The following is a 23,877-nucleotide window of genomic DNA, read 5'->3' on the forward strand; positions in this document are numbered from 1 at the left end:
GTGTTTCCTCGTTCAAATTGACGCGGTCGAGCATTCAAATTTCGGTTTACTTTGGCACATGACTGACGATACCCGGCGCATCGCCCACCTCGACATGGATGCGTTCTACGCCTCCGTCGAGCTGCTGCGCTACCCGGACCTGCGCGGCCAGCCGGTGGTGATCGGCGGCGGCCGCGACGCCCAGCCGGTGTTGCAGGAGGACGGCACGCACCGCTACGCCCGCCTGCGCGACTATGTCGGCCGTGGCGTCATCACCACCGCCACCTACGAGGCGCGCGCGCTGGGCGTGGGCTCGGCCATGGGCATGATGAAGGCCGCCAAGCTGGCGCCCGACGCCATTCTGCTACCGGTCAACTTCGACGCCTACCGCCATTTTTCGCGTCTCTTTAAAGCCGCCGTGGCGTCGATCGCGCCGGATTTCGAGGACCGCGGCATCGACGAGATCTACATCGACCTGACCCGCGTCGAGGGCGAAACGCTGGAACTGGCGCAGCGCATCAAGCAGGCCGTGCGCGACGCCACCGGCCTGTCCTGCTCGATCGGCATCACGCCCAACAAGCTGCTGTCGAAAATCTGCTCCGACCTGGAAAAGCCCAACGGCCTGACGATCCTCGGCTACGACGATATCCCGGCGCGCATCTGGCCGCTGGGCGTGCGCAAGATCAACGGCATCGGCCCCAAGGCCACCGAAAAACTGGCCGCGCTGGGCATCGACACCATCGGCCAGCTGGCCGCCGCCGACGCCGGCCTGTTGCAGGACCACTTCGGCGCCCATTACGCCGGCTGGCTGTCCACGGCCGCGCGCGGCATCGACCACCGCGAAATCTCCACCAGCTCCGAGAGCAAGTCGATCAGCCGCGAAACCACCTTCGAGCGCGATCTGCACGCGCGCCAGGACCGGGGCGCGTTGTCCGGCATCCTGACGTCGCTGTGCGACCGGCTGGCGGACGACCTCAAGCGCAAGGGCTACGTTAGCCGCACCATCAGCATCAAGCTGCGCTTCGACGATTTCCAGATCGTCAGCCGCAACGTGACCCTGCCGCATCCGGTGGCCGATCCGACCGCCATCCTGCACGCGGCGCGCGAATGCCTCAAGCGGGTGCCGCTGGAGCGGCGCCTGCGGCTGCTGGGCGTGCGGGCCAGCACGCTCGAACCGCCGCCGCCGGAAGGCGCGGCGCACGCCCGGCGCGGCGTGCAGGGCGACCTGTTCGCATAGTTTCAATCCCACCACAATCGGTCGGGGGCGGCCGCCAGCGTGTAAAATGGCGCTCCCCTGGCATTACTGAACAAGGCACTCACTCATGTGGTTTAAGAATCTTCAGATTTACCGTCTGCCGGCCCCTTGGGCCTATACCCCGGAACAATTGGAAGCCGCCCTCGCTCCCCACTCCTTCGTACCAGCCAACAGCAACGAGTTGCTGCGCCAGGGTTGGGACACGCCGCGTCCGAACGGCGGCCTGGTGCACGTGGTGAACAAGCAAATGCTGATTCTGCTGGGCACCGAGAAGAAACTGCTGCCGTCGACGGTCATCAACCAGGTCGCCAAGGCCCGCGCCGCCGAGATGGAGGAAGCGCAAGGTTTCGCTCCCGGCAAGAAAGCCATGAAGGAGCTGAAAGAGCGCGTCGCCGACGAACTGCTGCCGCGCGCGTTCTCGATCCGCAGCAACGTCTGGACCTGGATCGACCCGGTCAACGGTTGGCTGGTGGTCGACGCGGCCAGCCCGGCCAAGGCCGACGAAGTGATCAAGCTGCTGCTGAAGGCCGTCGATAAACTGCCGCTGGAAAGCCTGCGCGTGCAGCGCTCGCCGGTCGGCGTGATGACCGAATGGCTGCAGGCGGACGACGCGCCGGCCGGTTTCACGGTCGACATGGACACCGAGCTGCGCGCCACCGGCGAGAGCAAGGCCGCCGTGCGCTACGTGCGCCACACCCTGGAGGCGGACGAGGTGCGCCGCCACATCGCCGCCGGCAAGCAGTGCACGCGCCTGGCGATGACGTGGGACAGCAAGATTTCCTTCGTGCTCACCGAATCGCTGGCGATCAAGGGCATCAAGCCGCTGGACGTGATCGCCGAAAAGGAATCGAGCACCAAGAACGACGAAGAGCGTTTCGACGGCGACTTCATGCTGATGACTGGCGAGCTCAACAAGCTGATGGCCGACGTCGTCGAAGCACTGGGCGGCGAAGCGAAAGCCTGAGGTTGTTAAGTAGAAAAAGCCGCGGCATCGCACGATGCCGCGGCTTTTTTTCGTCTGTCGGTTACAGCGGCTGGAACACGCCGGCCGCTTTGTTCTTCTGCACGTTATCCCAGGCGAAGATCTTGCCGTTCATCGCCACGTAGACGCCGGGCGGCAGGGTTTGCGCCACGCCGCAGGCGAAGCCGAGGTTGAACAGCGCGTCCGAATTGGCGATCTCGTACGGGATCATGGCGCCGGTCAGCACGATCGTCCGGCCCAGCTCGGCCGGTCCCAGCACCATGGCCGTTTGCGGCATGGTGTCGGTGCCGTGGATGATCACGATCGCCTTCTCCGGCGCGGCGCGGCACGAGGCCAGGATGCGTTCGCGGTCGGCGTCGACCATGTCGAGCGAATCCATCAGCGGCAATGTTTCAAGGGCCACATCGACGGTCAGGCGGCAGCGTTCCAGCAGCGCCGGCACGTGGCTGTCGGCGAAGCCCAGCGTGCCGTTCAATTCATTGTAGTGTTTGTCGAAGGTGCCGCCGGTGGCGAGGATGCGCAGGGTCATGATAAAAGCTCAAGCTGAGGAAAATGACCTGCATCATAACCCAAACCCCCGGATACCCCGACGCGCAAAAAAGAGGGCGCGGCGGGCTGGAAAGTTGGGCATACTAGGTCTACACTGGTTTCTTTTGTCCGCCCGCACACCATGAAAGCCGTCGCCCCCGGAACTGTTATCTTTCATCGCCATCGCGGCTACGGCGTCATCACGTCGGTCAATCTGCTGACCGGCTGGATCTCCGCCCGCTTCGGCAGCGAGTCGCGCACGCTCGACCTGAACCTGTCCACCGACGAGGTGCAGTTCGCCGACGGCGAGGCCATCCTGTTCCGCCGCGCGCCGCCCGACCGCATGCCCCACGCCCGCTTGATGGCGGTGGTGCGCGCGTTGCACAAGGCCGGTTATCAAAGGCTCTATTTGTATTCCTGGCCCAAGCCGTCCGGCCTGCACTGGCGCTGGCATTTGTTCACCGGCCAGCGCGACTGGATGCAGCGCTCGTGGCGCGAGGGCTGGTATGGCTCGGGGGCCGACTACAACGTCAATCCGGTGATGGGGTGGGGCGATTCGCCCGGCGCCACCACGGAGGAGCTGATCCACGCGCTGGCCAGGTTCGATCCGCAGGGGCTGGCGCAGGCGCTGGGACGCGACGAGGACCACACCGCGTGGTTCGACAGCGTCTGCGAGGCGCTGCTGCCGGGATATATGTACAGCCTGGACATGCAGCGTGCCGATGGCGGCCCGCTGATGGACATGCCGGCGGTGCCGGTGATCCCGGTGCGCGCGACCTTGCCGCCGTACGCGGGACCGGAGATCGGCTGGCCGCCCGGCTGGGCGGGGCTGTGGAACAAGGTGCATGTGATGCCGGCGCCGCGCGTCAATGTCACCGGTTTGCCGGAAGTGCCCGAGCAGACCGATTAGTCCTTGCCGCCAACCGATGGCCGGGCCTTAGCGCCGCGCGTTGGCCTTGTACTCCGGGTTGTTGATCTTGTCGCAAGTCCCGTTCGCGAAATCCACGATGTTCTGGAACGCGTGGCGGAAGTACAGCTCGTAGCTGTCCCGCTCCACGTAGCCCAGGTGCGGCGTCGCCAGCACGGTCGGGATGCGCAGCAGCGGCGAAGTCGCCTCCAGCGGCTCGGTCTCGAACACGTCGATCGCCGCGTAGCCCGGGCGGCCCTGGTTGAGCGCTTGCTCCAGCGCGTCGGGCGCCACCAGCTCGGCGCGGCTGGTGTTGACGAACAGCGCCGTCGGCTTCATGCGCGCCAGGTCTTCCGCCGTGACGATGCCGCGCGTGTCCGGATGCAGCCGCAGGTGCATGCTCAGCACATCGGCCTCGCCGAAGAACGCCTCGCGCGACGCCGCCGCCGCGTAGCCATCGGCCACCGCCTTGTCGCGGCTGCCCTGGCTGCCCCACACCACCACCTTCATGCCGAACGCCCGGCCATAGCCGGCGATCAACTGGCCGATCTTGCCGTAGCCCCAAATCCCGAGCGTGCGGCCCTTGAGCACCACGCCCAATCCGTTCAACTGCGGGTTGACCGAGGCGGTCTGCCACAGCCCGTCCTTTAGATTGCTGGCGTAGGGCACGATCTTGCGCGCGGCCGCCATCACCAGCGCCCACGTCAGCTCGGCCGGCGCGGTCGGCGAGCCGACACCCTCGGCGATGGCGATGCCCAGCTCGGTCGCGGCGGCCACGTCGACGTGTCCGGCCAGCTTGCCGGTCTGCGAAATCAGCTTCAGGTTGGGCAGCTTGTTCAACAGTGCCCGGGACAATGTAGTGCGCTCACGGATGAGCACCAAAGCGTCGAACGGCGCCAGCCGGATTGCCAGCTGTCCCAGCCCTTTTGTTGTGTTATTGAACACTTTAACCTCGTGCCCGCGCAATAAATCGTAGCAGGCGAGGGTCGCGGTTGCGTTCTGGTAATCATCGAGAATAGCGATTTTCATGGAAGTTAGCCGATCTTGTAATGAAATTCGTAGCGAAATAACAGTGTCAGAAAGAACCTGAATAGCTTACTACTTTAGTCAACCAATTCTCCTACATTTTTGATCGAATCGCCTAATGTCGGGTGTACAATCGCTCAAAAATTGAACAACTCGCCACCGAAAAGAGTTGCGCGCCAATGCACACACTTGGCGCTTTCGACAAGACCGCCGTGATCCGCCGACCCATTTCGAATGGGCTTCCGAGCGCAAGCCACAAGCTGACGACGACCTTGCCGCGTAGAGACCGAAGAATTTTAATTGTATTGGAGGTACTATGAATCAGCCCGTCATGGGTGGCGTTGCCACATTGAACGTCCCAGCTTACATCAAACAACAAAAACTGATCAATTGGGTGGCGGAGATCGCCGCGTTGACCAAACCGGACCGCATCTACTGGTGCGACGGTTCGCAGGAGGAGTACGACCGCCTGTGCGCCGAAATGGTCGCCGCCGGCACCATGAAAAAGCTGAACCAGGAAAAGCGTCCGAACTCCTACCTCGCCTGCTCGGACCCGACCGACGTCGCCCGTGTCGAAGACCGCACCTACATCTGCTCGGCCACCAAGGAAGAAGCCGGCCCGACCAACAACTGGATGGAGCCCGCCGACATGCGCGCCACCCTCAATCCACTGTTCGACGGCTGCATGGTCGGCCGCACGATGTATGTCGTGCCGTTCTCGATGGGTCCGCTGGGCTCGCCGATCGCGCATATCGGCGTCGAACTGTCCGACTCGCCTTACGTCGCCGTCAACATGCGCATCATGACGCGCATGGGCAAGGCCGTCTATGACGTGCTGGGCACCGACGGCGAGTTCGTGCCGTGCGTGCACACCGTCGGCGCGCCGCTCAAGGCCGGCCAAAAAGACGTGGCATGGCCATGCAATCCGACCAAATACATTGTCCACTACCCGGAGACCCGCGAAATCTGGTCCTACGGTTCGGGCTACGGCGGCAACGCGCTGCTGGGCAAGAAGTGCTTCGCGCTGCGGATCGCCTCCAACATGGGCCACCAGGACGCGGCCAAGGACGGCATGGGCTGGCTGGCCGAACACATGCTGATCCTCGGCGTCGAATCGCCTGAAGGCAAAAAGCACTATGTCGCGGCGGCCTTCCCGTCGGCTTGCGGCAAGACCAACTTCGCCATGCTGATCCCGCCGGCGAGCTTCGACGGCTGGAAAGTGACCACCATCGGCGACGACATCGCCTGGATCAAGCCGGGCGCCGACGGCCGCCTGTACGCGATCAATCCGGAAGCGGGTTACTTCGGCGTGGCCCCCGGCACCAACGAAAAGACCAATTTCAACTGCATGGCCTCGATGCGCGAGAACACCATCTTCACCAACGTCGCGCTGACCGACGACGGCGATGTCTGGTGGGAAGGCTTGACCAAGGAAGCGCCGTCGCACCTGATCGATTGGCAGGGCAAGGACTGGACGCCAACGTCCGGCACCAAGGCCGCGCACCCGAACGCCCGCTTCACCGTGGCCGCCACGCAGAACCCGGTGATCGACGCTGCATGGGACGATCCTGCCGGTGTGCCGATCTCGGCCTTCATCTTCGGCGGCCGCCGCTCGACCACCGTGCCGCTTGTCACCGAAGCGCGCAACTGGGTCGAAGGCGTCTACATGGCCGCGACGATGGGTTCGGAAACGACCGCCGCCGCCGCCGGCCAGATGGGCGTCGTGCGCCGCGATCCGTTCGCGATGCTGCCGTTCATGGGCTACAACATGAGCGACTACTTCCAGCACTGGCTGAACCTGGGCGAGAAGCTGGGCAAGGTCAACGCCGCCACGCTGCCGAAGATCTACTGCGTCAACTGGTTCCGCACCGACGACCAGGGCCACTTCGTCTGGCCTGGTTTCGGCGACAACATGCGCGTGCTCAAGTGGATGCTGGAGCGTATCGAAGGCTCGGCCGGTGGTATCGAAAACATCTTCGGCACCACGCCGCGCTTCGGCGACCTGAAGTGGGACGGCATCCCGTTCTCGCCGGAAGAGTTCGAAACGATCACCTCGATCGACAAGGACGCCTGGCGTGAAGAGTTGAAGCTGCACGAAGAATTGTTCACCAAGCTGGCCTACCACCTGCCGAAGGAACTGACGGCGGTGAAAGCCGAGCTGGAACAGCGTCTGGCCAGCTAAGCAAAGCGGCCTGAACCCAACTCCGGGGTCAGGTCCACCAATGCTACCCGAACCGAAGCGTAGAACTCTCTACGGCTCTGCTCGTGTAGCATTGGTGGACCTGACCCCGGATTTTTTTATGCGCATCAAGCTCATCATCTTTGATTTCGATGGTACGCTGGCTGATACCTTCCCCAGTTTCGTGCGCGTGTTCGACCGGGCCGCCGACAAGTACGGCTTCAAGCCTCTCGACCGCGAACGCCAGGGCATCCTGCGCGGCCTCGATGCCCGCCAGATCATGGCGCATCACGAGATACCGTTATGGAAAGTGCCGGCCATCGCGCGCTTCATGCGCACCCGCATGGCTGACGATATCGCCAACATCGCACTGTTCGCCGGCATCGACCAGGCTTTGCGCGCGTTGCACGCGCAAGGCGTGATGCTGACCGTGGTCACCTCCAACGCGCCCGCCAATGTCCGCGCCATCCTTGGCCCGGAGCTGCTTGCCCTGTTCAGCCATGTGGAGTGCGGCGCTTCGCTGTTCGGCAAGCCGTCCAAGATACGCAAGGTGCTCGCCGCCAGCGCAATCGCGCCGCGGCACGCGATGCTGATCGGCGACGAAATCCGCGACGCCAGGGCGGCCGCCGACACCGGCATCGGCTTCGGCGCCGTGGCCTGGGGCTTCAACCACGTCGACGCGCTGGCCGCCCAACATCCGCAACGGATCTTCCGACACGTCGACGACCTGCTCGACCTCAGTCCGGATACTGCGCTGCTTGGCCGAGGATGACCTTCGGCTCCAGATACGCATCGAGCCCATAGGGACCGAACTCGCGGCCGATGCCAGACTGCTTGAAGCCGCCGAACGGCGCGATCAAGTCGTCGTGTATGCCGTTGATATGCACCCGGCCCGCGATCAATCGCCCGGCCACCCGGTTGGCGCGCGCCAGGTCGGTCGAGCTGACATAGGCCTGCAAACCATACGGCGTGTCGTTGGCGATGGCGACCGCCTCGTCCTCGGTCTCGTAGGTGAGGATGGACAGTACCGGCCCGAAGATCTCCTCCCGGGCGATGGTCATCGACGGCGTGACGTTGGCGAACACGGTCGGCTTGACGAAGTAGCCCGCCTCCAGACCCTGCGGCTTGCCCGGCCCGCCGGTCAGCAGTTCCGCGCCTTCCTCGATGCCGATGCGGATGTAGTGCTGCACGCGCTCGTACTGCTTGCTGGTGACGATAGGCCCGAGCGCCACGCCGGCCTCGCGCGGATCGCCGACGGTGAACGCTTCCGCCGCCTCCTTGGCCAGCCGCTTGACCTGTTCCAGCCGGTGCGCCGGCACCAGCAGGCGCGTGCCGGCGATGCACGCCTGGCCGTTGTTCATGAAGCAGGCCTGGATCGCGGCCGGTATCGCCTTGGCGAAGTCGGCGTCGTCGAGCAGCACGTTGGCGCTCTTCCCGCCCAGCTCCAGCGTCACGCGCTTCATCGTATCGACCGCCGCGCGCGCGATGGTCTTGCCGACCAGCGTGGAGCCGGTGAACGAGATCTTGTCGATGCCAGGATGGGCGCTGATCTCGGCGCCGACCACGTCGCCGCGCCCGTTGACGATGTTGACGACACCCGGCGGCAGCCCGGCCGCATGGAAGCATTCGGTGAGGATCTGGTTCTGCACCGCGCTCAATTCGCTCGGCTTGACCACCACCGTGCAGCCGGCCGCGATGGCGGTGGCGACCTTGTTGGCGATGAACCAGGCGCTCGAGTTCCACGGCGTGATGATGCCGACCACGCCGACCGGCTCCAGCACCACTTTCGACACGCCGACGGTTTTGACGAAGGCGTGGTCCTCCATCACCTTCTTCACGTCCAAGAACATCCTGGCCGTATAGCGCGACCGTCCGACGCTGGTATTGAGCGGACCGCCGTATTCCTCGACCAGCGCCCGCGCCGCATCGTCCGCGCGCGCGGCCACGGCGTCGTGCAGCTTCTGGAGGTACGCGCCGCGTTCGGCCGTGGTGGTGCGGGAAAACGCGGGGAAGGCGGCCCTGGCGGCGGCAATGGCGCGGCGCGTGTCCTCGACGTCGCCCAGGCGCACCTGGCCGGTCAGCTGGCCGCTGGTGGGGTTGACGAGATCGGCCATCTCCGTCCCGTGCGGGATGACGAATTGTCCGTTGATGTAGATATGTTCGATGTTACGCATGGCTAGGCTCCTGTTTCGACTTGGTGGAATAGGTGCGTCCATTCTAGAAAGCGCGGCGCCTGGGCGTTAGTGGGGTTCCTGCACGATCTTTGCCCGATTCTGCCTGTCGCGTGTAGATGCGCTTCGATACCGCATTTTCGCCATCCGTCACAAAACGACGACCCTGCGCCGCCGCTTCATTTAAAGTGCATGCTCGACCCTTTTTATGGATAGTCCCCGATGAAGCTGACCACCACCCGCCTCGGCGTCGCCAGCGCGCTGCTGTTTTCCCTGCTGCTTGGCCCTGCCCACGCCCAATCCGCCAACGCCGCGCCGGACCTCGAAGGCCGCCGCGCCGCGCTCAATAGCCTGATCAAGGAGCAGTGGGAGTACACCATGCGCAATAGCCCTGAGTGGGCGTCGCTGCTGGGCGATAAGCGCTACAACGACAAGTGGTCCGACTTTTCGCAGGCGAGCATCGAGGCCGACATCAAGGCCAGCGACGACTTCCTCAAGCGCTTCGAAGCGGTCGACACCAGCGGCTTTCCGCTGCAGGAGCAGTTGAACCGCGAACTGATGGTGCGCCAGCTGCGCCAGAGCGTCGACGGCGCCCGCTTCAAGGATTGGGAGATGCCGCTGGCGCAGAACTCCGGCGTCCACATCGATACCCCGATGATCATTTCGGCGCTGCCGTTCGACACCGTCAAGGATTACGAGGACTACATCAAGCGCCTGCAATCGCTGCCCAAGCTGTTCGACGAGACGCGGGTGCAGATGGAGAAGGGCGTCGGCGACAAGCTGATGCCGCCGCAATTCCTGATTCCGAAGATCGTCAAGCAGTGCGAGGATGTGGCGGCGATGGCGCCGGCCAAGTCGCCGTTCGCCGAGCCGCTGAAGAAATTCCCGAAGGACTTCTCCGCCGCCGACAAGGCGCGCCTGAGCAAGGAAGTGCTGGCGGCCGTGCGCACCCATGTCAATCCCGCGTATAAAAAGCTGGCCGTCTACACCAAGACCAAATACCAGCCGCACGGCCGCAAGGAAGTGGGCATGTGGTCGCTGCCGGACGGCGCGGCGCGCTACGCCTTCAAGGCCAAAAATTCGACGACTACCGACATGTCGCCGGAGGAGATCCATCAACTGGGCCTGTCCGAGGTCGCGCGCATCGAAGGGCAGATGCTGGAGACGGCGCAAAAACTGGGATTCAAGGATCTGAAGACCTTCAACAAAGCGCTGGCCTCCAACCCGGCCACGCATCCGAAATCGCGCCAGGAGATCATCGACCTGTATCAAAAATACACGGACCAGATGTACACGCAGTTGCCGCAGCAGTTCGGCGTGCTGCCGAAGGCGAAGGTGGAGATCATCAAGGTCGAGGAATTCCGCGAGAAGGGCGCCTCCGCCGCCGCGTACATGCCCGGTTCGCCGGACGGCAAGCGTCCCGGCCGCGTGATGGTGAATACCGGTGAATTCAAGGACCGTTCCACCATCGGCATCGAGACCACCGCGCTGCACGAGGGCGTGCCGGGCCACCACATGCAGCTGTCGATCGCGCAGGAGATCGACGGCCTGCCGATGTTCCGCCAGCAGGGCAACTACACCGCCTACGCCGAGGGCTGGGCGCTGTACTCGGAGCGTCTGGGCGAGGAGCTGGGCTTCTTCAAGGACCCATACAGCTACTACGGCCACCTGCAGGATGAAATGCTGCGCGCGATCCGGCTGGTGGTGGACACGGGCCTGCACTACAAGCAGTGGAACCGCCAGCAGGTGGTGGACTTCTTCCACGACCATTCCGGCATCGAGGAAGTCGATGTGCAGAGCGAGACGGACCGCTACATCGTCTGGCCGGGCCAGGCGCTGGGCTACAAGATCGGCCAGTTGAAGATCCTCGAACTGCGCGACTACGCCCGCAAGGAGCTGGGCGCCGGCTTCGACATCCGCAAGTTCCACGACCAGGTGCTGGGCGCGGGCGCCTTGCCGATGGATGTGCTGGAAAAGCACATCAAGGATTGGGTGGCGGACGAGAAGCGGACCGTGACGGCCAGCTAGGCGCGCAGCTTTTTCACATCCGTCATCGGCGGGGCGCCGAACAGGCGCCGGTATTCGCGGCTGAACTGGGACTGGCTTTCGTAGCCAACCTTGTAGGCGGCGGTGCCGGCGTCGATATCGCCGTTGAGCAGCAAGGTGCGCGCCGCCTGTAGGCGCAGCTGCTTCTGATACTGCATCGGCCCCATCATCGTTACCGCCTTGAAGCGATGGTGCAGGCTGGAGACGCTCATATTGGTGGCCTGCGCCAGATCCTCGACCTTGACCGGCTGGTCGAATCTGTCCTTCAGCCACGCGATCGCCTTGCTGATGCCGCGATCCTGCTGGTCGAGCACCACGTTTTGATACAGCTGCCGTCCGTATTCCCCGGTCAGCAGGCGGTAGATGATCTCCCGCTTCAAGCCCACCGCCAGAAAAGCCGCCTCCGCCGCCGGCGCATCGAGCAAGCGAACCAGCTTGTACAGCGCTTCCAGCAGGCCGGCATCGGATCGGCCGACGAACGCGCCACGCACCGGCTGGGCGTCATCGGCCATGGCGATATGCGCCTCTGCCACGATGGCGGCGATTTCCTGCGGTTCGAATTCGATGTTCAGCAGCAGATACGGCTGCCCGGGCGTGGCGTTGAGCACCTGCCCGGATGCAGGCAGGTCGACAGAGACCACAAGATATTCACCGGGACCGTAATCGAGAACATCGGCGCCAAGGTGCACGCGCTTGCCGCCTTGAAGAATTACGCAGCACGAGGGCTTGAGAACCCCGCGCGTGACGGCGGTCGGCCGCGAGGACCGCAGCAACGACAAAAACGGGATCACCGTCTCGTACCGCTCGTCGTCGCGCGCGAACCGGCCGACGATGTCGATCATCTGATCGAGCGGTGAGAGAGGGAGCTCCCGTTTCATGGTTTACTTCTGACTGATTACTTCAGCAGCGGCACCAGGTACTTGCCGGTGACGCTGGCCGGGTTCTTGGCCACATCCTCCGGCGTGCCGGCGGCGATGATCTTGCCGCCGCCCGCGCCGCCCTCCGGTCCCAGATCGACGACCCAGTCGGCGGTCTTGATCACGTCCAGATTGTGCTCGATGATGACCAAGGTGTTGCCCTGGTCGCGCAGACGGTGGATCACCTTCATCAGCAAATCGATATCGTGGAAGTGCAGGCCGGTGGTCGGCTCGTCCAGGATGTACAAGGTGCGGCCGGTGTCGCGCTTGGACAGCTCCAGCGACAGCTTGACGCGCTGCGCCTCGCCGCCCGACAAGGTGGTCGCGCTCTGACCCAGCTTGATGTAGCCCAGGCCCACGTCCAGCAAGGTATGCAGCTTGCGCGCGATCAGCGGCACCGGCTTGAAGAACTCGTGCGCGTCCTCCACCGTCATGTCGAGGATCTCGGTGATGTTCTTGCCCTTGTACTGGACTTCCAGCGTCTCGCGGTTATAGCGCTTGCCGTGGCACACGTCGCACGGCACGTAGACGTCCGGCAGGAAGTGCATCTCCACCTTGATCACGCCATCGCCCTGGCACGCCTCGCAGCGGCCGCCCTTGACGTTGAACGAGAATCGCCCGGCGCTATAGCCGCGCTCCTTGGCCACCGGCACCGTCGAGAACAGGTCGCGGATCGGCGTGAACAAACCGGTGTACGTCGCCGGGTTCGAACGCGGCGTGCGGCCGATCGGCGCCTGGTCGACGGCGATGACCTTGTCGAAGTGTTCCAGGCCGCTGATCGAATCGTGCGGCGATGGCTCGGTTTGCGAACCGTACAGGTGGCGCGACAGCGCCGGATACAGCGTATCGTTGATCAGCGACGATTTGCCGGAACCGGAAACGCCGGTCACGCACGTCATCAGGCCGACCGGCAAGTGCAGGTTGACCTTTTTCAGATTGTTCCCGGTGGCGCCGGTGATGACCAACTGCTTGTCCGGATCGGCGACGTGGCGCTTCTTCGGCACCGCGATTTTCAGCGTACCGTTCAAATACTGCGCCGTCAGCGACTGCTTGTTCTTCAGGATGTCCTTCAGCGTGCCCTGGGCGATGATGTCGCCGCCGTGCACGCCGGCGCCCTTGCCCATGTCGACGATGAAGTCGGCGGTGCGGATCGCGTCCTCGTCGTGCTCCACCACCAGCACGCTGTTGCCGATGTCGCGCAAGTGCTTGAGCGTCTCGATCAGGCGGTCGTTATCGCGCTGGTGCAGGCCGATCGACGGCTCATCGAGCACGTACATCACGCCCGTCAGGCCGGAGCCGATCTGCGACGCCAGGCGGATGCGCTGCGCCTCGCCGCCGGACAGCGTATCGGCGCTGCGGTCCAGCGACAGGTAATCGAGGCCGACGTTGTTGAGGAACTTCAGGCGCGAGATGATCTCCTTGACCACGCGGTCGGCGATCTCCTTCTTCGCGCCCTTGAGCTTCAACTGCTCGAAGAACGACAGCGTCTCGCGCAGCGGCTTCTCGGCGATCTCGTAAATCGCCTTTTCCTGCTTGCCGCTGCCGACCTTGACGTAGCGCGCCTCGATGCGCAGGCGCGCGCCTTCGCACGCCGGGCACTTCTTCTCGTTGATGAACTTCGCCAGTTCCTCCTTGACGGCCATCGAATCGGTCTCGCGGTAGCGGCGCGCCAGGTTGGTCACCACGCCCTCGAACGCGTGCTCCTTGACGACGGTGCGGCCGCGCTCATTCACATACGTGAACGGAATGTGCGTCTTGCCCGAGCCGTGCAGGATCACTTCCTGCGCGGTCTTCGGCAGCTGCTCGTACGGCAGGTCCAGATCGAACTCGTAGTACGCGGCCAGGTTGGACAGCATCTGGAAGTAGAACTGGTTGCGGCGGTCCCACCCCTTGACCGCGCCGGAAGCCAGCGACAGGTTGGGGAAGGCGACGATGCGCTTCGGATCGAAGAACTCGATGTGACCGAGGCCGTCGCACTCCGGGCACGCGCCCATCGGGTTATTGAACGAGAACAGGCGCGGCTCGAGCTCCTGCAGCGAATAGCCGCAGGTGTTGCAGGCGAACTTGTTGGAGTAGACGTGCTCCGTGCCGCTATCCATTTCCAGCGCCACGGCGCGGCCGTCGGCCAGGCGCAGCGCGGTCTCGAAGCTCTCGGCCAGGCGCTGTTTGATCTCGGCGGTCACCTTCACGCGGTCGATCACCACGTCGATGGTGTGCTTCTCGGTTTTCTTCAACTTGGGCAGATCGTCGACTTCATAGATCTTCGCGGCGGCGGTGCCGCTCTGCACGCGGAAGCGCACGAAGCCCTGCGCCTGCATCTGCTCGAACAGGTCGGAGTGCTCGCCCTTGCGGTTGGCCACCACCGGCGCCAGGATCATCAACTTGGTATCGTCGGGCATCGCCAGCACCGCATCGACCATCTGCGACACCGTCTGCGCGGCCAGCGCCTGGTCCGGATGGTTGATGCAGTAAGGCGTGCCGACGCGCGCGTACAGCAGGCGCAGATAATCGTGGATCTCGGTCACGGTGCCGACGGTCGAACGCGGATTGTGCGATGTGGCTTTCTGCTCGATCGAAATCGCCGGCGACAGGCCTTCGATCAGATCGACGTCCGGCTTTTCCATCAGCTGCAGGAACTGGCGGGCGTAGGCCGACAGCGACTCCACATAGCGGCGCTGGCCCTCGGCATACAGCGTATCGAAGGCGAGCGACGACTTGCCGGACCCGGACAGGCCGGTGATCACGATCAGCTTGTTGCGCGGGAGGTCGAGATTGATGTTTTTGAGGTTGTGCGTGCGTGCGCCGCGGATGCGGATCTGTTCCATTGATTTGGCCTTTAGAGTCAACCCGTAACTATAGCCGGGTTTGGATATACTTGCGCCGGGCTTGATGTGCATCGAACGTGCCGGCCTTGACACTGTATATAATACCAGTATTTTCTTGCGACGTTTCAACTTGCCGCAGGAAACAGCGGGACACGCGTGATGCTGTCGTTTTGCCTGAAATTCGGGCTGTGGGCGATGCTATAATCCTCGTTTAGCATTTGATAAACAGCCCGCAAAGCGCGGCCGTCGTTACTCAGGAGTTTTATAAATGGCATCAGTCAACAAAGTCATCATCGTCGGCAATCTGGGTCGCGATCCGGAAATTCGCTACATGCCTAGCGGTGACGCGATCGCCAACATTGCCGTGGCGACATCGTACAAATCGAAGGACCGCAACACTGGCGAGCAGAAAGAGCAGACCGAGTGGCACCGCATCTCGTTCTTCGGCCGCCTGGCGGAAATCGTCGGCCAGTACCTGAAGAAGGGTTCGTCGGTCTACGTTGAAGGCCGCCTGCAGACCCGCAAGTACACCGACAAGGATGGCGTAGAGAAATACGCGACCGACATCATCGCCGAGCAGATGCAAATGCTGGGTGGCCGTCAAGGCATGGGCGATGGCGGCGGCATGGACGATGGCGGCGGCTACGAATCGGCCCCGCCTCAGCGTCAGGCGCCGGCACCGCGTCCGCAAATGGCGCCACCTGCGCCGCGTCCGGCACCGAAGCCGGCGCCGAACTTCTCCGATATGGATGACGACATTCCGTTCTGATGCTGTTTCGTTGATAGTAATCCGCGCCCTGCAAGTCTTTGATTTGCAGGGCGTTTTTACGGGTTTGCGGTGCGTGAGGGTAGAAATAATCGGTCTATAATCATTTTATAATCGTCTATAAAACGGGAGATGCCGCCGTGGCCCACGCACCGGAGTTATTCCATCGCCCAACCTTGGCCGAGAAGATAGCCAAGCAAGTTTTGACGGTCGCCGTCGGTAGCGCCGCCAGTTCGGGGGTGTTTCTCGCCGCTCCACGGCGCACCGGCAAGTCGACCTTCGTAAGAGAAGACCTGAGACCGGCCTTCGAGCGCGCTGGCGCCCTGGTCGTCTACGCCGACTTGTGGGCGAACCCGACGACAGATCCAGGGGCGGTCGTCGTTACCGCTATCCGCGCCGCGCTGGCCACCAAGGCTGGCGTCGTCATGCGACTGGCGAAGGCATCAGGACTCAGCAAGGTCGCCATTGGTGGCGCCATGAATTTTGACTTGGACCGCGTCGGCGTGGGCAAGGATGTTTCCCTTACCGAGGCGCTTGTAGCGCTATCCGATGAGACCCGCCAGGTGATCGTCCTGATTATCGACGAAGCCCAACACGCGATAACGACCGACGCTGGCGTTGCCGCCCTGTTCGCTTTAAAGGCGGCACGCGACGAATTAAACAGCTCGCATCACCATGGGCTGCGGGTGGTTTGCACCGGATCAAATCGTGACAAGCTGGCGATGCTTCGAAACAGTAAGGACCAGGCATTTTACGGTTCGCCCATGGTCAATTTTCCCATGCTTGGCAAGGACTTCATCGAGTGGTTTTGTCAGAAGGCCGAGCTCTCCTTCCCACTGTCGCCTGAAAAAATTTGGCCCCTGTTCGTGGAGGCGGGTTACCGTCCTGAATTGCTGGGTTCGGCGGCCGATGCGCTGCGGTTCAACTTCGAGGTCGGTGCGGACAACGGCCCGGACCTGTTCGAGAGCGAAGTGCGGCAGTTGGCAAGTGAAATCAATCAGGTACAGCGCAAGGCGATCCATAGCTTGACTCCCATTCAACAAGTAGTCTTGCGTGTGATGGCGGCAAACCGGGACAACTACGCGCCGTTCGAGGCGACGACCATGGCGTTGTATCGGAGAGGTCTGCGCTCTGCGGGGGAAACCGAAGACGACGTACGCATCGATGTGCCCGGCGTTCAGCAAGCGCTGCTTGCTCTTCAGGAGAAAAAATTGATCTGGCGGGCCGCGCGCGGGGTCTATGCCATCGAAGAACAAACGGTTACGGATATTCTGTCGGCCGATGGGCTGTTAAACGGCTTATAACTCCATGAAAAAAAGGGCGGCCTCGCGCCTGAATCTTTCCAGTCGCTCGGGTTGACGGTCAACGGCGACCCGACGTCGCCTTACTGCGCCGCGCCGCACGGCTTCGTCGAGCCGGGAGGCTCGACATCCCCGTGACGTCGGAAAGGGTACTGCGCCGTTTTACTTAATCGCCGCGTTCAGTTTCTTCGCCATTTCGCCGTGATGCGCCACGGTCGGCTCAAGCTTCGTCGCCAATGCCTTGACGTCCGCATCCTGGGCCTTGGCAATGTCCTGCTTCAGCGCCGCGTGCACCTTCGCGTGGTCGGCAACGCCGGCCTTGCTCACATATTCCTTGTCGAAGGCGGCGCCGGACAGGGTCTTGAGTTTCTCGGCCATCTTTTTATGCGCCGCATCGGGCTCCGTCGGCAACGTCAGGTTCTTGGTGGCGGCCACCTTCTTGGTTTCCTCCAGGCCCTTGGTGTGATCGTCGATCATCGTCTGCGCGAATTGCTTGACGTCGGCGTTGGTGGACTTTTCCAGCGCGATCTTGCCAGCTTCGACTTCTGCGATGTTGGCTTGCGCGATGGCGTTCAGGCGGTCGGTGTCGGCTTTCGACACCTGGGCGGAGGCGGAATGGGCGAAGGCGATGCCGAGGGTCAATGCTGTCAGAAATTGCGTGGTTTTCATGGTGTCTCCTGTGGATGGGTTGTGTTTACTTCGGTGGTTGTTGCGACTGTGCATAGCGGCCGACCACTTCGCCCTTGGCCAGCACATGGCCCTGGATCGCTTGCAGTAGTTGGTCGCGGTCCGCGCCGAACGGCAAGGTCAGTGTCGTATCGAGCGCGAATATCTGGAAGTGATAGTGGTGCGCCGGATCGCCGACCGGCGGGCGCGGCCCGTAGTAGCCGAGCGAACCGCGCGTGTTCCTGCCCTGCAGCACGCCCTCCGGCGCGGTCAGGCGCGGCTGCTCCTGCAACCCTTCGGGCAGGGACGTGACCGACGGGGGGATATTCCACGCCAGCCAATGCACGAACGGTTTTTGCGGCGCGTCGGGGTCTTCGGCGATGACGACGTACGATTTGGCGCCGTCGACGGCGGCCCACGTCAGCGGCGGCGACACGCCGTCGGCGTATTCGCTGTACTTGGCGGCCATCGGCGCGCCGCCGGCAAATGCCGGGCTGCGCACCGACAGCTTGGCGTCGCTCTTTGCGGGCACGCGTGTCAGCGCGAGGGGAACGTTGTTGCCCTTCTGCGCCTGCTGTTGCATCGGACCGGCCGGCGCCGGTGCAAGCGCGGCCGCTCCTTTGTCCCGGCCCGAATAGGCGATGCGATAGAGCACGCCGTTGGCGTCGTCGGCCATCAGCAAGGAACCGTCCTTGGCCATGGCCAGGCCGACCGGGCGCGCGATATGGGTTTTTCCGCCGTCGGTCAGGAAGCCGGTGACGAACGGTTCGATCGACTTGGCCTGGCCGTCGGCAAATTTGATCCTGACCACTTCGTAGCCCGATGGGGTGCTACGGTTCCACGAGCCGCGCATCGTCACGAAGGCATCCCCCTGATACTCGGCCGGGAAATTGCTGCCGCGATAAAACAGCATTTGCATCGGCGCCGCATGGGCCGTGTAGCCGAGCACCATCGGTTCGCTGCGCTCCTTCCACTGCTGCTTGGTGATATCGCCGACGGGCGTGCTTTGCGGATAGATCTTGCCGTCGGCATACACGTGAGGCCAGCCGTACTGTTTGCCCAGTTCCAGCTTGTTCAGTTCTTCGGGCTGGTCGTCATCGCCGAGGAAGTCGATGCCGTGGTCGGGGCCCCACAGCTCTCCGGTGCGCGGGTGCCAGTCGAAGCCGATGGTGTTGCGCAGCCCCGACGCGAAAATGGTGCGTTGCTTACCGTCCGGGGTGGCGCGCAGCAGCGTGGCGTTTTCCGGATTGCTCTCGTTGCAGACGTTGCAGGTCGATCCCGCGCTGATGTACAACATGCCGTCGGGTCCGAAGGCCAGTGTGCGGTTGGGGTGCTGGCCCGAGTCCGGCAGATCGCCGATGATCAGCTTCAGCGGCGAAAGCTTGCCGTCGCCGAGGATGTCGGCGACGAAGACTTCCTTGACGGTGGCCAGATACAGCTTGCCGTCGCGGATCGCCAGGCCGTGCGCGCCGGCGCGGTTGGCCACGGTCACCGGCGGGCCGTCGGCGCGGCCGTCGCCGTTGGCGTCCTTGAACATCAACACGTCGCCCTGGTCGCGCCGGCTGACGTAGATGGTGCCATCCGGGGCGACGGCGACAATGCGGATATTCTTCAGTCCGGTGGCGAAGGCCGTGACCGTGAAACCGGCCGGCGCCTTGAGGGCGGCGATGCGCTCCGGCGTCGCCTCGACCTTGTCGGGTTTGACGATGGCGGCGGCGATCGCGACGCGCGTGCCGTCGCCTTGTTGAGCGTGGGAAAACCCGGCCAAGGCGAACAGCATGCCGCCAATGATCGTGGGTGCCGCGCCGGCAAATTTTTGTCGCATGTGTCGCCCCTGTATTGAAGTGTAGGGTCGAGTGTGCGGCGTCGCGGACAGCGGTTCTGTACGCTAAATCACTGTCGCGCTCGCAGGCGACGAACTTCGTTGTAATGCGTTCACGCTTGCCAAGGGGATTCAGTCCCTCGCGCCGCGCGAAGCCAGCACCGCAGCGCCCAGCATGGCCAGCGCAAGCCAGGCGAACCAATCGCCCAACCGCGCGTACAAAGTGAGCGAATCATACAAGGGTACCTCGCCAATCAAGGTGGCATCGCCAAAGTCGTCCGACTTTTCGGCGATGATGCGGCCCCGGTTGTCCGACAAGGTCAGGTTGCCGCGCAAGGCGGCGCGGGCGACGGCGAAGCCACTCTCGATGCCGCGCATGACCGCCATGCGGCTGTGCATGCGTCCGTCCACCCCGAAGTCCCATGCTGGAACCAGCAATAGCTTGGCCATGCGGTCCGAATAGGCGCGGCCGGTGTCGTGGAAGTCCATGTCCTTGCACACCGCCAAGCCGGTGCGCGTGCCGGGCAGCATGGCGTAGTCGGCGCCGGCCTGGTAATGGTCCTCGACGCCCGGAATGAGATGGTGCTTGGCATAGATGACCGGCTCCGCAGCGCCGGGCACGAATGCCAGCGCGGTATTGCGCTGGCCCCGCGCGGCGTCCTTGACGGCGATGCCGGCGGCGATCGTCACCTTGTTGCGTGCTGCGCTGTCGGCAAACTCGGCGATCGCCGCCTGGTCCGTGGCGATCACGGTTTCCGGCACCACCACCACTTGCGCGCCCCGCTCGGCCAGGGTATCGATGGCGGCGAGATAGCGCTTGAGTATGACTTGTCCGTCGGCCGACAACATCGCCGGACGCAATGGCCCGGGAATCGACACGAGTCCGACGCGCAGGCTGTCGGCCTCTTGCCGATCCAACCTTGCAAAGCCGTATTTGAACACGGATACGAACAGCAGGCACGTCGCGCCGGCCACCCGCAGCCGCTCACGCCGGTCCGGCCCCGGAAGCACGCCGATCGCGAGCGCCGCGGGAGCGAGCAGCAGGAGAAAGGCGACGCCCCAAATTCCCGCCACGCTGGCAAACTGCACGAAGGGCAAAACGTCCAGCTGGCTGTACGCCAGGCTGCCGAAAGTGCCGTGCGGCGAACCGCTGAACGACACGAAGTCCACCGCCACCCACAACGCGGGAAACCCCATCGCCGCCGCCGCATACCGTCGCACCAGCCACAGCCGGCGAAATAGCAGCAAGGCGAGCGCGAACGTCGCGGCCGGCGCGAGGGCGGCGATGACACCCACCGGCAGGGGCAGCCCGATGACATCGATCAGGTAGTGCCACAGGTTAAGTCCGGCACAGGCGCCCGCGACCAGTGCGGCCAGCGCCGCGTGGTGCCAGCGCAGGCGCGGCGCGAGCAACAACAGCGGCAAGGGAGCAAGCCAGGTCAGCCACGCTTGCGGATGCAGGCCCGTGCCGAACCACCAGGCGGTGCCGGACAAAACGGTCGCGGCCAAGCCGGCCCATGCGAGAGTACGGTTAGCGGACGATGCCATCGAACACCACTCCTAAGGACTGCAGATAGAAGGCGCGGAACCGTTCCTCGTCATAGCTGAAGCGGCCCGCGCGGTACAGGGCGATCAGGCCGTGCGCCTGCGCCCACAAGGTCATGGCGATGTCCCACGGATCGCTGTCGCGGATCAGTCCCTGGTGCATCGCTTCGGCCAGCATATCCGCCACCACATTGAGCGTGGGCGAACAGCGGGCGCGGAAGTCTTCCGGGAAGCGGCGGGCATCGTCGCGCGCGACCGAGAAGTTGTAGTCGAACATATGCGGGTGCCGCAGCGCATAGTCGAGGTAGTTCTCCATCGAGTGCCGCAGCGCGTGCATCAAATCCGGGTGGCGGGCGCGCGTGGACCATTCCCGCGCCGCCTCGACAAAGGCGGCGTCGGCGACCGCCTTCAGCAGCGCTTCGCGATTGGCGAAATGGCGATAAATGGCCATTGGCGTGATGCCGGCGGCTTCGCCAACGCGGCGCATGCTCACCGCGTCGGCGCCTTCCCGTTCCAGTAGTGCGCGCGCGGCGGCCAGGATCTTGTTCGATGTCGTTTGTTCAACCATGTATACAGCGTATACTTCGATGAATCGCTTGTCAATTGGCGATCCGCGCCGGCCGCTCTTGCCTGATTGTCATGGGATGCTGTTAAGCTTGCCGTCATCGCACAACAAAGGGAGCTAGCTTGCGTCACGAATCCATCCTTCGCCAAGTGGCATTGGTCAGCTACGGTACGCAATTCCTGCGCGACGAGATCGAGCTGGAGGATTGGTATCGCCACGGCGTCTTTTTCGACACGCGTCTGCAGTTCCGCGATCTGGACAACGCACTGCTCGCGGACGACTTCACGCTGTGGCTGGACATACTCAAGGCCTCCGGCGCGACGCGGCTGTCGCTGCATCCGGCGGGAAAAGTTTCCACCGCGCCGACTCGGGTCCGGTCTGGCGAGGAGCATGTCGTAATCGTGCATTTTGCCGAACGCCATGAGATCTGGGTGGTCGCGACAGAACTGCCGCGGTGGTCGACGCATGCGCTTCGGTCCGGGGCGCGGCAGGTTCCCGATTCGACTTCCTGGGGCGGCGACCTCGACACCTACTGGCGCGCGGCGGACCGGCCGGGTACGTCGGAGGTCGCCGACACGGACTGGCCGCAACTGGCCGCGGCCATCGCGCTGGATCTGGACATCGTTATGCCGAAGGTGACCAGCCCGCCGACGCCGTTTTGTGTCGCGGTACCGGGCGACGTATCCTGGGCCAAGTTACCGCTGTTTCCCGTGACCGAAGTATCCGCGCAGGCCCATTTGCTGCTGGCGATCCTGGACCGGGAGGAGGCGACGTTCGCCAACGAAACGCATCCGAAGAACGAGAGCAGCGATTATCGTCAAATGAGCGACGCGGACGCGGCGGCATTGATGGCGCGCGGCATGCGCTTGCGCAGCTGGCGGATCGAAGTGCTGCTGCGTTGCGCCAACGAGTATCGCCCGTCCGCCCTGTCGGAACAAAGTGCGCCGCTGGTGCGTCTGCACGAGCCGCCGCCGGGTTGTGAGCGTGGCGCCGCCACTGCCGAAGCGGATGTTGGCGCGCAGGTCGCAAAACCGGAGCGGAAATGGCTGGGCCGCATCGCCCCGGTGCTCGCGTTCGCGGTGCTGTGCCTGTTGGTGGTGGCGCTTGCCAAGGTCATCGCCTGGTTGCCGTGGCTTTCCGTGCTGATTGCCTTGCATTGGGTGCTTTACTTGAAATTCAGAAAAGATCTCTAGGCGCCGGCAAGCCGCGCCTGGATGCTGGTAAGCTGCACCCCACCAAAAAATAAAGGAGCAAGCTTGCGCAACGGAACCATCATGCGCCTGGTCGCACTGGTTAGCTACGGCACCAAATTCCTGCGCAACGAGATCGCGCTCGGGGATTGGCAGGGGCATGGCGTCTTCGGCGATGCGCGCTTGCGGTTCCGGCGGCAGGCCGACCAGGCCGTGCTGGCGGAGGATGTTCAGTCGTGGCTCGCCATTCTCGGGGAATCGGGCGCAACGCGCTTGTCGCTGCACATGTTTGCCCGGTTCGATATCGCTGTTCCGGATGCGATGGGGCGGGTCGAGTATGCGGTGGCGGTCCATTACGCCGACCGCCACGAGATCTGGGCGGTGGAGCGGGAGGGCCGCGACCTTCCGACGGCGCCGCGTGGCGCCGACGTCGATGACTTGGTGTGCGTGGAAACGCGGTCAGGCGCGCTGCAAGTGCCGGGCACCAATTGGAAGCAAGTGGCCGCGGCCATCGCCCGCGATCTCGACACCAACATCCCCTCCAGCCAGGTGCGAGCCGGCCCCTATTACGGCCCGGTGCCGGAGCAGTCCCCGACGAGAATGCCGTTGTTACCGCCGTTCCCCGACGCGTCGCTGGCGTCCTGGATATTGTCGTCGCTCGACTGGCAAATGGCGCGATTCGCTAACGACATGAATCCCAAAAACGATTACGGCTCGTACGCGCGCGCGAATCAAAATGAACTCGATGCGCTGGAGGATTGGGGCGAGCGATTGGAGTGCTGGATAACCGAGGTGCTGATCCGGGCGGCGAACGAGGCGCACGGCGTCAATTTGCCGGCCGTGGACGGGCCTCTGGAGCGCATCTGCACTCCCGCGATGAGCGCCGCGAGCCTGGCTGCGGAGTCGCTGCGCATCGAGCGGCAATCACCGGAACCGTTGGCGTATCAAGCCTCGCCGGTAGAGTCGCCATCGTCAGCGAACGCCGGCCATGCCGACGCGCAGGCGGACAGGCCGCCGCTGTCGTGGAAGCGCGTGGTTGGCTGGCTACTGGCGGCGGTCGTCTTCGGCGTGATCGTTTTGGCCGGCATCCCGATCGTCGCCGATCATCCATGGGCTGCCGCCGTTGCGGGAGTATTGTGGGTGCTGTACAGGAATCTCCGGAAACCATAGCAGCCGGTACGCGGCTTTTGGCCATTTTCAAATCCCT

19 protein-coding genes are annotated in these 23,877 nt (G+C 63.7%); 10 read left to right on the forward strand and 9 right to left on the reverse strand.

The genetic code is table 11. From position 1 onward, the window contains the following. Positions 1-58 precede the first annotated feature (58 nt). Positions 59-1,216, forward strand: a complete 1,158-nt coding sequence (gene dinB / locus BMX85_RS23745) for a DNA polymerase IV (protein WP_090324605.1) — start codon at positions 59-61, stop codon at positions 1,214-1,216. An 85-nt stretch (positions 1,217-1,301) separates the two neighbouring features. Beyond that, entirely contained in the window at positions 1,302-2,198 is an 897-nt protein-coding gene (locus BMX85_RS23750) for a recombination-associated protein RdgC (protein ID WP_090324606.1), read from the forward strand. Between the two features lie 61 nt (positions 2,199-2,259). Here the strand turns inward: BMX85_RS23750 and BMX85_RS23755 are convergent, their stop codons facing one another. Beyond that, the gene (locus BMX85_RS23755) at positions 2,260-2,745 is read right to left on the reverse strand and encodes an asparaginase domain-containing protein (RefSeq protein ID WP_090324607.1); all 486 of its coding nucleotides are present in this window, start codon (positions 2,743-2,745) and stop codon (positions 2,260-2,262) included. A 141-nt stretch (positions 2,746-2,886) separates the two neighbouring features. Between BMX85_RS23755 and BMX85_RS23760 the strand changes: the two genes are divergently transcribed. Continuing rightward, positions 2,887-3,654, forward strand: coding sequence for an L-asparaginase (locus tag BMX85_RS23760; RefSeq protein ID WP_090324608.1), 768 nt, complete (start codon positions 2,887-2,889; stop codon positions 3,652-3,654). A 27-nt stretch (positions 3,655-3,681) separates the two neighbouring features. Here BMX85_RS23760 and BMX85_RS23765 read toward each other — a convergent pair whose 3' ends face one another. Next, positions 3,682-4,680, reverse strand: coding sequence for a D-2-hydroxyacid dehydrogenase family protein (locus tag BMX85_RS23765; protein WP_090324609.1), 999 nt, complete (start codon positions 4,678-4,680; stop codon positions 3,682-3,684). Positions 4,681-4,993: 313 nt separating this feature from the next. On the opposite strand from BMX85_RS23765, the gene BMX85_RS23770 reads away from it, so the two are divergent. After that, entirely contained in the window at positions 4,994-6,859 is a 1,866-nt protein-coding gene (locus BMX85_RS23770) for a phosphoenolpyruvate carboxykinase (GTP) (protein ID WP_090324610.1), read from the forward strand. A 118-nt stretch (positions 6,860-6,977) separates the two neighbouring features. After that, complete coding sequence (locus BMX85_RS23775) at positions 6,978-7,628, forward strand: HAD hydrolase-like protein (RefSeq protein WP_090324611.1); 651 nt, start codon at positions 6,978-6,980, stop codon at positions 7,626-7,628. Here BMX85_RS23775 and BMX85_RS23780 read toward each other — a convergent pair. Then, positions 7,594-9,030 carry an aldehyde dehydrogenase family protein gene (locus BMX85_RS23780; protein WP_090324612.1) on the reverse strand — a complete coding sequence of 479 codons (1,437 nt, stop codon included), beginning with the start codon at positions 9,028-9,030 and terminating at the stop codon, positions 7,594-7,596. The genes BMX85_RS23775 and BMX85_RS23780 overlap by 35 nt on opposite strands. 219 nt (positions 9,031-9,249) lie before the next feature. Between BMX85_RS23780 and BMX85_RS23785 the strand changes: the two genes are divergently transcribed. Beyond that, a complete protein-coding gene (locus tag BMX85_RS23785; protein ID WP_090324613.1) occupies positions 9,250-11,055 on the forward strand; it encodes a DUF885 domain-containing protein in 1,806 nt (601 codons plus the stop codon). On the opposite strand, the gene BMX85_RS23790 is transcribed toward BMX85_RS23785, so the two are convergent. Together BMX85_RS23790 and uvrA are read right to left on the reverse strand one after the other, a co-directional pair. Further along, positions 11,052-11,951, reverse strand: coding sequence for an AraC family transcriptional regulator (locus BMX85_RS23790; RefSeq protein ID WP_090324614.1), 900 nt, complete (start codon positions 11,949-11,951; stop codon positions 11,052-11,054). The two genes, BMX85_RS23785 and BMX85_RS23790, sit on opposite strands and share 4 nt — an antisense overlap. A 17-nt stretch (positions 11,952-11,968) precedes the next feature. Then, positions 11,969-14,815 (reverse strand): excinuclease ABC subunit UvrA, encoded by a 2,847-nt coding sequence (gene uvrA / locus BMX85_RS23795; RefSeq protein ID WP_090324616.1) that lies wholly within the window; start codon positions 14,813-14,815, stop codon positions 11,969-11,971. A 268-nt stretch (positions 14,816-15,083) separates the two neighbouring features. Here uvrA and ssb point away from each other — a divergent pair, with 268 nt between their 5' ends. Both ssb and BMX85_RS23805 read left to right on the forward strand, forming a co-directional pair. Then, positions 15,084-15,584 carry a single-stranded DNA-binding protein gene (ssb, locus tag BMX85_RS23800; RefSeq protein WP_090324618.1) on the forward strand — a complete coding sequence of 167 codons (501 nt, stop codon included), beginning with the start codon at positions 15,084-15,086 and terminating at the stop codon, positions 15,582-15,584. 137 nt (positions 15,585-15,721) lie between these two features. Beyond that, positions 15,722-16,885 carry an ATP-binding protein gene (locus BMX85_RS23805; RefSeq protein WP_090324619.1) on the forward strand — a complete coding sequence of 388 codons (1,164 nt, stop codon included), beginning with the start codon at positions 15,722-15,724 and terminating at the stop codon, positions 16,883-16,885. 159 nt (positions 16,886-17,044) lie between these two features. Here the strand turns inward: BMX85_RS23805 and BMX85_RS23810 are convergent, their stop codons facing one another. From BMX85_RS23810 to BMX85_RS23825, 4 genes are all read right to left on the reverse strand, one after another. Beyond that, positions 17,045-17,551 (reverse strand): DUF4142 domain-containing protein, encoded by a 507-nt coding sequence (locus tag BMX85_RS23810; protein ID WP_090324620.1) that lies wholly within the window; start codon positions 17,549-17,551, stop codon positions 17,045-17,047. A 25-nt stretch (positions 17,552-17,576) separates the two neighbouring features. Further along, entirely contained in the window at positions 17,577-19,373 is a 1,797-nt protein-coding gene (locus BMX85_RS23815) for a YbhB/YbcL family Raf kinase inhibitor-like protein (RefSeq protein ID WP_229210645.1), read from the reverse strand. Between the two features lie 129 nt (positions 19,374-19,502). Further along, complete coding sequence (locus tag BMX85_RS23820; RefSeq protein ID WP_090324622.1) at positions 19,503-20,918, reverse strand: nitrilase-related carbon-nitrogen hydrolase; 1,416 nt, start codon at positions 20,916-20,918, stop codon at positions 19,503-19,505. Continuing rightward, on the reverse strand, positions 20,902-21,483 hold the full coding sequence (locus tag BMX85_RS23825) for a TetR/AcrR family transcriptional regulator (RefSeq protein ID WP_090324624.1): 582 nt from the start codon (positions 21,481-21,483) through the stop codon (positions 20,902-20,904). The genes BMX85_RS23820 and BMX85_RS23825 overlap by 17 nt, the downstream gene beginning before the upstream one ends. Before the next feature lie 119 nt (positions 21,484-21,602). On the opposite strand from BMX85_RS23825, the gene BMX85_RS23830 reads away from it, so the two are divergent. Continuing rightward, complete coding sequence (locus BMX85_RS23830) at positions 21,603-22,673, forward strand: hypothetical protein (protein ID WP_143068055.1); 1,071 nt, start codon at positions 21,603-21,605, stop codon at positions 22,671-22,673. 63 nt (positions 22,674-22,736) lie between these two features. Then, a complete protein-coding gene (locus tag BMX85_RS23835) occupies positions 22,737-23,840 on the forward strand; it encodes a hypothetical protein (RefSeq protein WP_143068056.1) in 1,104 nt (367 codons plus the stop codon). Positions 23,841-23,877 lie beyond the last annotated feature (37 nt).

The organism is Duganella sp. CF517 (assembly GCF_900110275.1).
Classification (GTDB): domain Bacteria; phylum Pseudomonadota; class Gammaproteobacteria; order Burkholderiales; family Burkholderiaceae_D; genus Rugamonas.

Bases quoted from the DNA above. Each gene is read 5' to 3' on its own strand.
- uvrA (WP_090324616.1), bottom strand. From the start codon at position 14,815: ATGGAACAGATCCGCATCCGCGGCGCACGCACGCACAACCTCAAAAAC.
- BMX85_RS23765 (WP_090324609.1), bottom strand. From the start codon at position 4,680: ATGAAAATCGCTATTCTCGATGATTACCAGAACGCAACCGCGACCCTC.
- BMX85_RS23770 (WP_090324610.1), top strand. From the start codon at position 4,994: ATGAATCAGCCCGTCATGGGTGGCGTTGCCACATTGAACGTCCCAGCT.
- BMX85_RS23790 (WP_090324614.1), bottom strand. From the start codon at position 11,951: ATGAAACGGGAGCTCCCTCTCTCACCGCTCGATCAGATGATCGACATC.
- BMX85_RS23820 (WP_090324622.1), bottom strand. From the start codon at position 20,918: ATGGCATCGTCCGCTAACCGTACTCTCGCATGGGCCGGCTTGGCCGCG.
- dinB (WP_090324605.1), top strand. From the start codon at position 59: ATGACTGACGATACCCGGCGCATCGCCCACCTCGACATGGATGCGTTC.
- ssb (WP_090324618.1), top strand. From the start codon at position 15,084: ATGGCATCAGTCAACAAAGTCATCATCGTCGGCAATCTGGGTCGCGAT.
- BMX85_RS23775 (WP_090324611.1), top strand. From the start codon at position 6,978: ATGCGCATCAAGCTCATCATCTTTGATTTCGATGGTACGCTGGCTGAT.
- BMX85_RS23825 (WP_090324624.1), bottom strand. From the start codon at position 21,483: ATGGTTGAACAAACGACATCGAACAAGATCCTGGCCGCCGCGCGCGCA.
- BMX85_RS23750 (WP_090324606.1), top strand. From the start codon at position 1,302: ATGTGGTTTAAGAATCTTCAGATTTACCGTCTGCCGGCCCCTTGGGCC.
- BMX85_RS23785 (WP_090324613.1), top strand. From the start codon at position 9,250: ATGAAGCTGACCACCACCCGCCTCGGCGTCGCCAGCGCGCTGCTGTTT.
- BMX85_RS23755 (WP_090324607.1), bottom strand. From the start codon at position 2,745: ATGACCCTGCGCATCCTCGCCACCGGCGGCACCTTCGACAAACACTAC.
- BMX85_RS23815 (WP_229210645.1), bottom strand. From the start codon at position 19,373: ATGCGACAAAAATTTGCCGGCGCGGCACCCACGATCATTGGCGGCATG.
- BMX85_RS23780 (WP_090324612.1), bottom strand. From the start codon at position 9,030: ATGCGTAACATCGAACATATCTACATCAACGGACAATTCGTCATCCCG.
- BMX85_RS23760 (WP_090324608.1), top strand. From the start codon at position 2,887: ATGAAAGCCGTCGCCCCCGGAACTGTTATCTTTCATCGCCATCGCGGC.
- BMX85_RS23810 (WP_090324620.1), bottom strand. From the start codon at position 17,551: ATGAAAACCACGCAATTTCTGACAGCATTGACCCTCGGCATCGCCTTC.